Origin of the sequence: Nocardia amamiensis NBRC 102102 (assembly GCF_001612745.1) — a bacterium.
Taxonomy (GTDB): Bacteria; Actinomycetota; Actinomycetes; order Mycobacteriales; family Mycobacteriaceae; genus Nocardia; species Nocardia amamiensis.
Genome location: NZ_BDBA01000298.1, coordinates 1 through 8,810, shown reverse-complemented (window position 1 = coordinate 8,810; position 8,810 = coordinate 1). Strand labels below are relative to the sequence as shown.

The following is an 8,810-nucleotide window of genomic DNA, read 5'->3' as shown; positions in this document are numbered from 1 at the left end:
CCGCGCTGCCCGCGTCCGAGCGACGCGCGATGATCGTCGGTTCGCTGGTGCGCGCCTTCGGCCACGCGGCCCGCGACCCGATCGAGTGGCACGAAAAGGTCTGGGCCGACGACCCGTACACTCGCGGCGGTTACGGCGCCTACTTCCCGCCGGGTGTGCTGACCACTGTGGGCTCGGCGCTGCGGCAACCGGTCGGAGCGATCCACTGGGCGGGCAGCGAAACCGCCACGGAGTGGTCGGGCTACATCGAAGGCGCGATCCGCTCCGGCGAGCGCGCGGCCGCCGAAGTGCTGGCGGTACATCGATCCGTGACCGCGGCGTGATCGTCCGGGTAGTCCGAATGCTGGCTCGGGCCGACGCCGAGGGACCAGAATGAAGAGGTGTTCCAGCGGATCGTGGTGGGCTACGACGACTCACCCGGCGCCCGAGCCGCCTTGACGATGGCGCTCGACTTGGCGGCGGTGCACCGCTGCGTGCTCACCGTGGTGGCCGTCGAAGAGTTTTTGCCGCACTACGGTCCGGTGGTCGGCGAGATCGAGAACGAACGCTCGATCGGGGAGCAGGCGTGCCGGCGATGGCTCAACGCCGCCGCCGCGGCCGCCGAACAGCGCGGTATCGCGGTACAGGCGGAGATTCGCGCGGGTCAGGCGGCGCGGGAACTGGCCACCTCGGCCGAGGAACATCATGCCGACCTGCTGATTCTCGGCCGCAGCGGACATTCGGGCATCTGGGGCCGTTTCATGGGCAGCACCGCGGAGAAGGCCGCGAGGCACGCGGGCTGCTCGGTTCTCGTCGCGCACGACGGCGACGGACACACGGAACAGCGGTGAGCGTGCGTGCAACGCGGCCTCGGTGCTCCCGCGAACTCCGGTGCCGCGACGCGGGTCGCGTTGCCGGGTGACTATCCTGGCGTTCGCGCGGCGGTGGGGCTCGCCGCTCCGGTCATCCGGAACAATCGCGGCATTCGTCGCCGACAGTCCCTACCCGAACACCGCACCCGTTCGTGTAGGAGACATCCGTGCCCGGTGAACTGACCGAAGAACCGATCGAGGCCGATGCCACCGCGCGTAATCGCGCTCGATGGTGGGAGTTCTGGCGCGCCCACGGTGTTGTATTGCTCGTCGTCGCCGCGGGCGGCGCACTCGGTGCGCTGGCGCGCTACGGCCTCGCTCAGGGATTGCCCGCCCACCCGGATCATTTCCCGATGGCCACGTTCGTCGCCAATGTCAGCGGTTGTTTTCTGATCGGCGTCCTCATGGTGGCGGTCACCGAGATCTGGGCGGTGCCTCGGCTGCTGCGGCCTTTCCTCGGTGTGGGCGTCCTCGGCGGATTCACGACCTTCTCCACCTACGCCAACGAGATCCGCGGTCTCCTTCGGCCGGACACCATCGCCGTCGCCTTCGCTTACTCGGCGGGCACGGTGATCTGCGCTCTGCTTGCTACGGCTGCGGCGATGTGGCTTACCCGGGCCGGGTACGAGCGTGCGCGCCGCGCGCGGGTGCGGTCGGCATGAGCGCCGTGCCCGGTGTTGTGGCTCGGGTAACCGCCGAGAGGACGTGCATGCCTATCGAGGACGCAGTAGAGCATCAGGTCCGTGCGCCACGGTTCGGTAAGCGCGGAGGGGCTGTGGGCGGACTCGACCTGAGCGTTGGCGGCAGCTCGGGTGACCAGGGCAGGATCGCGCATGCCGGAGAGGGCACAGCATGAGCGTGCTGCTCGTCGTCGTCGGCGGCGCGATCGGAGCGCCGCTGCGGTACCTCATCGACCGTGCGGTACAGAATCGTCGCGATAGCCTGTTCCCCTGGGGCACATTGCTGGTCAACCTGCTCGGCTGCCTGGTGCTCGGCGGACTCAGCGGCGCGGGGACAGCGCTGGCGACGCCGCTGTTCGTCTTGCTTGGCACCGGATTTTGCGGAGCGCTGACCACCTACAGCACCTTCGGCTACGAAACCGTGCGGCTGGCCGAGCGGGGCGCCTACTTCTACGCGGCGATGAACGTCGTGGTCAGCGTGGTCGCCGGGCTGGCCGCAACCATATCCTCCTACGCCCTGGTGCACGCCATGCTCGGCTGATGACGTGCTGGCGGCGCAGATGTGCGATCGGACGTCGAGCACGCGTGATCATTTTTCTCCTCGCACGCCCAGCGTTGACGAAGCCGTCTGCGACGTGATCCAGCTCACTGAGTTGATTTACCGCAAGTCGGGCGGGGTGCGTTAGGCTGGCCGAACAGATGCAGATATGCGCATACATTTCGATGACGGGAAGGGGCTGGGTCAATGGGGCACGAGCACGGACATGGCCACGCACACGGACACGGGGTGTCCCGTGACGCCGACCGCAGATGGCTGACCATCGCGCTCGCCCTGATCGCCGGATTCATGGCGATCGAGGTCGTGGTCGGTGTGCTGGCGAATTCGCTGGCGCTGCTGTCCGACGCGGCGCACATGCTCACCGACGCCGCGGCCATCGTGCTCGCACTCATCGCTATCCGGCTCGCCGCCCGTCCCGCCAACGGCAAGTACACCTACGGCTACAAGCGGGCCGAGATCCTCTCGGCACAGGCCAATGGTGTCACGCTACTCGTGCTGGCCGGCTGGCTCAGCTACGAGGCGGTGCGCCGTCTGCTGGAGCCGCCGGAGGTGACCGGTGGGCTCGTGGTGGTGACCGCGTTGGCGGGCATCGCGGTCAATGTCGCCGCGACCTGGGCGATCAGCAAGGCCAACCGGTCCAGTCTCAACGTCGAGGGCGCCTTCCAGCACGTGCTCAACGACCTGTACGGATTCATCGCCACCGCCGTGGCCGGAATCGTCGTGCTGACCACCGGATTCGCCAGGGCGGACGCGATCGCCACGCTGGTCGTCGTCGCCCTGATGGTCAAGGCGGGGCTCGGGCTGGTGCGCGAGTCCAGCCGGATCTTCCTGGAGGCGGCGCCCGCGGGCGTCGATCCGGATGTGCTCGGGCGCAGGCTCGTCGACATCGAGGGCATCGACGAGGTGCACGACCTGCACATCTGGCAGATCACCTCCGGCGACATCGCGCTGTCGGCGCATGTACTGGTCCGCCCGGGCGCCGACTGCCATGGGCTGCGCCAGCGGATCGAGCGGCTGCTCGACCACGACTACGGCATCACCCACACCACGCTGCAGGTCGACCACAGCCACGCCGTCACCTCCTCGACCGCCTCGGACGCGCAGCGCTTGCTGCCGGTGCTGGATGGCCACTGCGATGATGCCCACGGTCCGGTTCACCGCGACCGCCCGTCGTCCGCTGCGGGTATCAACGCACCCTGAGCTACCGCACGCCACGCGCGTGGACTATGGCGGGCGGAAGGTCGCGCAGCACGGGGAGCTCGAACAGCGGCTTGGTCGCGGTGAGTGGCCCGCGGGAAGGCCCGTAGGACGAAACGGTCACTTCCGCGACCCGCGGGCTCCACGCACGCAGCAGCCGGGCCACCTGGCTGCGCTTGACGCCCCACGGCATCGGCGGAGCGGTGTAGTGCGACGTCTTGCCGAAGCCCCGCAGGGTCTTCCGGGAGAACCACGGCGGGATCGTGTCGAACATCAACTCCACGCCGGGCAGGCGCTCGAAGATCGTGGCGCACAGGCGCCGTACCTCGATGGGCTCGAAGTACATGAACAGCCCCTGTGCCGTGATGAACACGCCCCGGTCGGTGTCCACTTCGTCCAGCCAGGCCGGATCGAGTGCGCTGATCGGCAGATGGCGACAGCGTGCGCTCGGTGGCAGGAACCGTTCCCGCAGCGTGATGCCTTCGGGGACATCCACGCACAGCCAGCGCACCTGTCCGTCGTCGCACCGCTGGAACTGGGTCTCCAACCCGGAGGCGAGCTCGACGACGCTCCCGCCGGGATGCGCCGCCAGCCAGGGCTGCAGCGCCTGGTCGAAGCGCAGCGACCGCACCGCGTGCGTGCCGTCGGGAGCGCCGAATGCCCGCTCGTAGTCGTAGTCGAGCGCATCGAAGATCCGGATGCAGTCCGGGTCGCGCAGGATGCCGTCCGCCCGCTTCGCTTCCGACGCTCGGTTGTAGAGCGTCCACAGCATGGTCTCCGGGACTCCCGCCAATTCGACGTTCGTTCCCATGGTTCGTCCTCTCCGGCGCCCAGCCGTCTTCGCGAATGAAAAATCAGAGGCAACTAGGCCTAACCTAATTCAGTCTGGTGAGACAGGCTGCCGCGGTATAAGCCGCCGTATCGCGCGCCGTTCTGGTCAGCATGCCCTCGTTCACGATGGCGATCGGCAGCGTGCGGGCCAGGCCCGGCACGACATGTCGTCCTCGGCTCGGCTTCGAACCGACCAACCCCGCACAGGCGGCCGGGATGCGGATCGGCCCGCCGCCGTCATTGCCGTGCGCGATCGGTACGACCCCTTCCGCCACCAGCGCGGCGAGGGCGACCGCGTCGTGCTTGCCGAGCACATCGTCGCCGAAGGTGTGGACGCGCGTGCACAGCGGCATATGAGCGTCGGCGGTCATGCCCCGAATCTAGTGTGTGCACCAGGCAGTCCGTCCAGATGAGAAAGGACAGCAGGTGCCACATCCGGATCCGGTGCCGCCGAAGGGCCGTGTCGGCACACAGCTGTTCGCCCTGCCGCCGGCGGGCAGACGGTGGAGCCCAGCACTGCGTGCCGCCCTGGCGTTCGCCGTGCCCGCCGCGCTCATCACCGGTTTCGGCAATCCGGACGCGGCGATCTTCGTCATCTTCGGCGCCTTCGCCGTGCTCTACGGCGAGGGACGGCCGTTCCGGGTGCGCGGCCCGGTGGTGCTGGCGGCCGGTCTTGCGCTGCTCGCCGCGTGTGGCCTCGGTGGGCTGGCCGGCGGACTGCTCACCACCGGATTCGGCGCTGCGCTGGTCGTGGTGGTCGTGGTGTCGGCGGTCGCGGTGCTCGCTGTCTTCGTGATCGACGCGCTGCGGCTCGGTCCGCCGGGCGCGCTGTTCTTCCCGCTGGTCTGCGCGGGCGCGATGAAGGCCGTGGAGTCCGGTGCGTCGCTGGTGACGCTGCTGCTCTGCGCGGCGTGCGGTGTGGTCTCTTCGATCATCGTTTCGATGGCCGGAGTGCTACGTGATCACCGCAAACCCGAACGCATGGCGGTCGAGGCCGCCGTGCGCGCGGTCGATGCGTATGTGGCGGCCCGGGAGACGGGCAACTCCGCTATCGATCTGCGGCACCGGGCGGGTGCCGCGATGGCCGACGCATGGGCCGCGGTCTACGACGGTGGGCTGCCGAGTGACCCTGGCGAAGCGACGCTGCTGGCCACCCTGCAGCGCGCGCGGCGCACACTCGCGGGATCCGCACCGGCCGACGACACCGACGATCTGCTCATCGATCCGTTGGTTTCGTTCGCTCGTCCGAGCGTGGGCTTCCGGTTGCGGCGTTCCTTGTCCTTCTCCTCGCATGCGGCGATCAGTGCGATGCGCGTCGCTGCGGGCTGTCTGGGCGCGGGTGCGCTCAGCGCCTGGCTGGGCCTGGAGCGGCCGCACTGGGCGGTGCTCAGTGCGCTGATCGTGTTGCAGACCGGGCCGGATCGGGTGCACGGGCAGGTGCGCGCCATTCACCGTTTCGTCGGCACCGTCGTCGGACTCGGCCTGTTCGCCCTCATCTACCAACTCGGGCCGACCGGCTACGCGCTGATCGTGCTCATCGCTGTGCTGCAGTTCTGCATCGAGCTGTTCGTGCCGCGCAACTACGCGCTGGCCGTCGTGTTCATCACCCCGGTCGCGCTGATCGCGGGTGGCGTCGCCACCACCGATGGACCGATCGGGCCGGTGATCCGGGATCGGTTGCTGGAGACGGTGCTCGGTGTCGCGGTGGCGGTGTTCGCGCTGTACTGTGTCGCGCCGCACGGGCATCGGCGCACCTTCCACTGGATGGAACGCCGCGCGGTCGCTGACGCGCGCGCCCTGCTCGACCGGCTGCGCCGCAAGCCGATGGACATCGTGGCGTGGGTACTGGTCCAGCGGTTGCAATTCGAGTTGGTCGGTGTGGTCCGCAGCGGAATCGACTCGGCCACCGATGACCCGGAGTGGACCCGCGAATACTGGCCGGAGCACGCCGCTCTCGCACATTTCGGTCATGACCTGCTCGCCGCCTGCTGGGTGCTGCAGCCGGGTGAGCGGCTCTCCGATGTGGACGGCTGGGCGGCCCGGCTGGAATCGGCGCTGCCCGGACCATCGGCGCCGAACCAGCCGCCTGCCAGGTGGTACCTCCGCCTTCGCTCCGGCCGTGCGCGGGCTGACGACGCACTACGTCCGGTAGTGCCGATTAGGGTTGGACGCATGCACGACAGCGTGACGGTCCGGATGGCTGCATCGGCCGACAAGATCTGGGAACTGATCAGCGATATCGAGAACACCGGGCGATTCAGTCCCGAGACGTTCGCGGCGGAGTGGCTCGGTGGCGCCACCGGGCCTGCGGTGGGTGTGAAGTTCCGCGGGCACGTCAACCGCAATGGCTGGGGGCTGAAGTATTGGACGGTGTGCCGCATCGTCGCCTGCGAGCCCGGCCGCGAGTTCGCGTTCACCGTGCTCGGTCCAGGCGGCATGCCGGTCAACACCTGGCGCTACGTGCTCGAGCCGGTGGACGGTGGCACCGACGTGACCGAGTCGTTCCAGCTGCACGACAACCCGGTGCTGCGGCTGTACTGGCTGCTGGCCGGATGGGCGCGCGGCAAGACGAACGTCGATGGCATGCGCGAGACACTGAACCGCATCAAGGCCGTCGTCGAATAATCGCTCCGCACAGAGCGGTTCGGCGCGACCGCGGCCACGGCCCTAGGCTCGACGACCATGACTGCTCCTGTGCTTCTCGTGCTCGGCGCCGGTCCCGGCCTCGGGCTGTCGGTTGCCCGATTGTTCGCCGACGACGGGTTCGCCACCGTGCTGGCCTGCCGCTTTCCGCGGGACGCCGAACCGCTGGCGGAGCAGTTGCGCGGGCAGGGATTCGACGCCGACGGCGTCGGGGTGGACCTGACCGATCCCGACGACGTGGCGCGCGTCGTCACCGGGGTGGGTGAGCGCCACGGTCGTATCGACGTGCTGCACTTCAACCCGAGCGTCTTCCGTCAGGCCGACCCGCTGCAATTGTCGGTTCCCGAACTGATCGCGGACTTCACCGCTGGCGCCGCCGCGCTGCTGCCCGCCGTCCAGGCCGCGCGCCCCTTCCTGTCCGAGGGAGCCCGTGTGCTCGTCACGGGTAGTGCGGCCGCGGACAAACCATGGCATCAGGCCGCCTCCCTCGGCGTCCAGAAGGCGGCCGTGCGCAACCTGGTGACCAGCCTGGACACCACATTGGCCCCCGCAGGCATCCGCGCCGTCGCGGTGCAGGTCAATGGCGTGCTCGGCGACGGCGCGTTCACCCGGGATCGCGTCGCCGCGGCGCTGCACGCGGCCGCCACCCGGCCCGCCGATGCGTGGACGCCGCATGTGTCCTACGACGGCTGAATTCCGCCTACCCGCGTCGATTCGCCGAGCGAACCGGATCGAGGTCAGTCCTGGATGAGAGTGCGGCGACCACCTCCCGGGCGCAACGGCGAGCGGAGGCGGGGTTCTGCCCGGTCACGAGGCGACCGTCGCGGATGACGTTCTCGGTCCAGTCGGGCGCGGGAACGTGTTGTGCGCCTTGGGCGATGAGCCGGTGGGCGAGCACGAACGGGATGATGCCGATCATGCCGCTCGCGACCTCTTCGGACTCGGTGAAGGCGGCGACCCGCTTGCCGCCGACGAGGTAGGACCCGTCGGAGAGGGTGAGGCCGACCAGGGCGGCCGGGCCGTGACAGACCGCCGCGACGGCCCCGCCGCTTTCGTAGACGATGCGGGCCAGCCGGGCCAGTTCGGGATTGTCGGGAAAATCCCACATGGTGGCGTGCCCGCCGACGAAGAAGATCGCGTCGTAGCCGGTCGGGTCGATATCCGACGCTCGGGGCGTGTCGGACAGTTGTTCGGCCGCCTGGGTGAAGAAAGCGGCCTGATCGGGGTCGGTCAGGTCCACCTCGTCACACGGCGGCTGCCCGCCTGCCGTGCTGACCAGGTCGATCTCGAAGCCAGCGGTGCGGAAGACAATCCACGGGTGGGCGGCCTCGGCGGCGTTGAAACCGCTGTTGTCCTGGTTGGACGTCGGTGTCCGGGGTCTCGGGCATCGCGTGAAATGCCATGAGCCGCTGTCGATCCGGGCTCGCGATCGACAGCACTCGATATGGTTCAGCTCCCGAGGGGTGCCGGCGTGGTGCCGGCGGGTGATGTGCGGGTCGTCCGGAGTCCGGCTGCGGCATTGGCGGTTCGGCGCGTGTGCAGGCTGCCGGCCAGGCAGAGCGCGGCACCGAGTGCGACCCAGGCGACCAGGACTGCGATGGCGTGGGTGGCGCCGCGGCCGTCGAAGAATGCGGTCGATCGCAGCAACCGGCCACCCGCCCCTGGGGGCAGTAGCCGGCCGAGCGTGCCGGACCAGCCGGGCAGCATCTCGGGTGCGGTCGCCGTGCCGGAGAGGGGGTTGCCGATGAGCATCATGGTGATGGCGCCGATTCCGATTCCGGCGTAGCCGAGCAGGGATTCCAGCCCGAGGATGGTCAGGGAGGTGGCCGCGACGGCCAGGGCGACGGCGCCGGCGTTGGCGGGGTAGGACCCGCTCAGTGAGCCGAGCCAGAATTGCAGGATCGCTGCCACGGCCAGGCCGCCGGTTGCCGCGAAGGCCAGTGCTCCGGTGACCCGGCGGGCGGTGCCGTGGACGAGCCTGGTCAGCAGCGCTGCGGCGAGCAGGCCGCCCATGACCAGGGGTAGGGCGCCCGCGGCCAGGCCGGCGCC

The 8,810-nt window shown here is 69.3% G+C and carries 9 protein-coding genes and 3 pseudogenes; 8 read left to right on the top strand and 4 right to left on the bottom strand.

The window, feature by feature from the left end:
• The 5 genes from NA4_RS36035 to NA4_RS36015 form a co-directional block, all read left to right on the top strand.
• On the top strand, positions 1-323 hold a 323-nt coding region (locus NA4_RS36035; protein ID WP_174553042.1), incomplete at its 5' end, for a flavin monoamine oxidase family protein.
• 57 nt (positions 324-380) lie between these two features.
• On the top strand, positions 381-830 hold the full coding sequence (locus NA4_RS36030) for a universal stress protein (RefSeq protein WP_067480179.1): 450 nt from the start codon (positions 381-383) through the stop codon (positions 828-830).
• Between the two features lie 188 nt (positions 831-1,018).
• Positions 1,019-1,513, top strand: coding sequence for a fluoride efflux transporter CrcB (crcB, locus tag NA4_RS36025; protein WP_245671752.1), 495 nt, complete (start codon positions 1,019-1,021; stop codon positions 1,511-1,513).
• 190 nt (positions 1,514-1,703) lie between these two features.
• Positions 1,704-2,072 (top strand): fluoride efflux transporter CrcB, encoded by a 369-nt coding sequence (gene crcB, locus NA4_RS36020; RefSeq protein ID WP_067480177.1) that lies wholly within the window; start codon positions 1,704-1,706, stop codon positions 2,070-2,072.
• 204 nt (positions 2,073-2,276) lie between these two features.
• Entirely contained in the window at positions 2,277-3,290 is a 1,014-nt protein-coding gene (locus tag NA4_RS36015) for a cation diffusion facilitator family transporter (RefSeq protein ID WP_067480175.1), read from the top strand.
• Between the two features lies 1 nt (position 3,291).
• Here NA4_RS36015 and NA4_RS36010 read toward each other — a convergent pair whose 3' ends face one another.
• The gene (locus NA4_RS36010) at positions 3,292-4,098 is read right to left on the bottom strand and encodes a class I SAM-dependent methyltransferase (RefSeq protein ID WP_067480173.1); all 807 of its coding nucleotides are present in this window, start codon (positions 4,096-4,098) and stop codon (positions 3,292-3,294) included.
• 85 nt (positions 4,099-4,183) lie between these two features.
• A pseudogene (locus NA4_RS43020) lies at positions 4,184-4,402 on the bottom strand (amidase family protein); the annotation flags it as partial.
• Positions 4,403-4,976: 574 nt separating this feature from the next.
• Here NA4_RS43020 and NA4_RS43520 point away from each other — a divergent pair.
• From NA4_RS43520 to NA4_RS35995, 3 genes and pseudogenes are all read left to right on the top strand, one after another.
• Positions 4,977-5,822: pseudogene (locus tag NA4_RS43520) on the top strand (FUSC family protein); the annotation flags it as partial.
• Between the two features lie 468 nt (positions 5,823-6,290).
• Positions 6,291-6,743: an SRPBCC family protein gene (locus tag NA4_RS43515; RefSeq protein WP_084497760.1), complete on the top strand. Its 453-nt coding sequence runs from the start codon at positions 6,291-6,293 to the stop codon at positions 6,741-6,743.
• Between the two features lie 57 nt (positions 6,744-6,800).
• Positions 6,801-7,454 (top strand): SDR family NAD(P)-dependent oxidoreductase, encoded by a 654-nt coding sequence (locus NA4_RS35995; RefSeq protein ID WP_067480167.1) that lies wholly within the window; start codon positions 6,801-6,803, stop codon positions 7,452-7,454.
• Positions 7,455-7,461: 7 nt separating this feature from the next.
• On the opposite strand, the gene NA4_RS43015 is transcribed toward NA4_RS35995, so the two are convergent.
• Together NA4_RS43015 and NA4_RS43010 are read right to left on the bottom strand one after the other, a co-directional pair.
• Entirely contained in the window at positions 7,462-8,178 is a 717-nt protein-coding gene (locus tag NA4_RS43015; RefSeq protein ID WP_084497758.1) for a type 1 glutamine amidotransferase domain-containing protein, read from the bottom strand.
• Positions 8,179-8,210: 32 nt separating this feature from the next.
• Positions 8,211-8,810 (bottom strand): annotated as a pseudogene (locus NA4_RS43010) (ABC transporter permease); the annotation flags it as partial.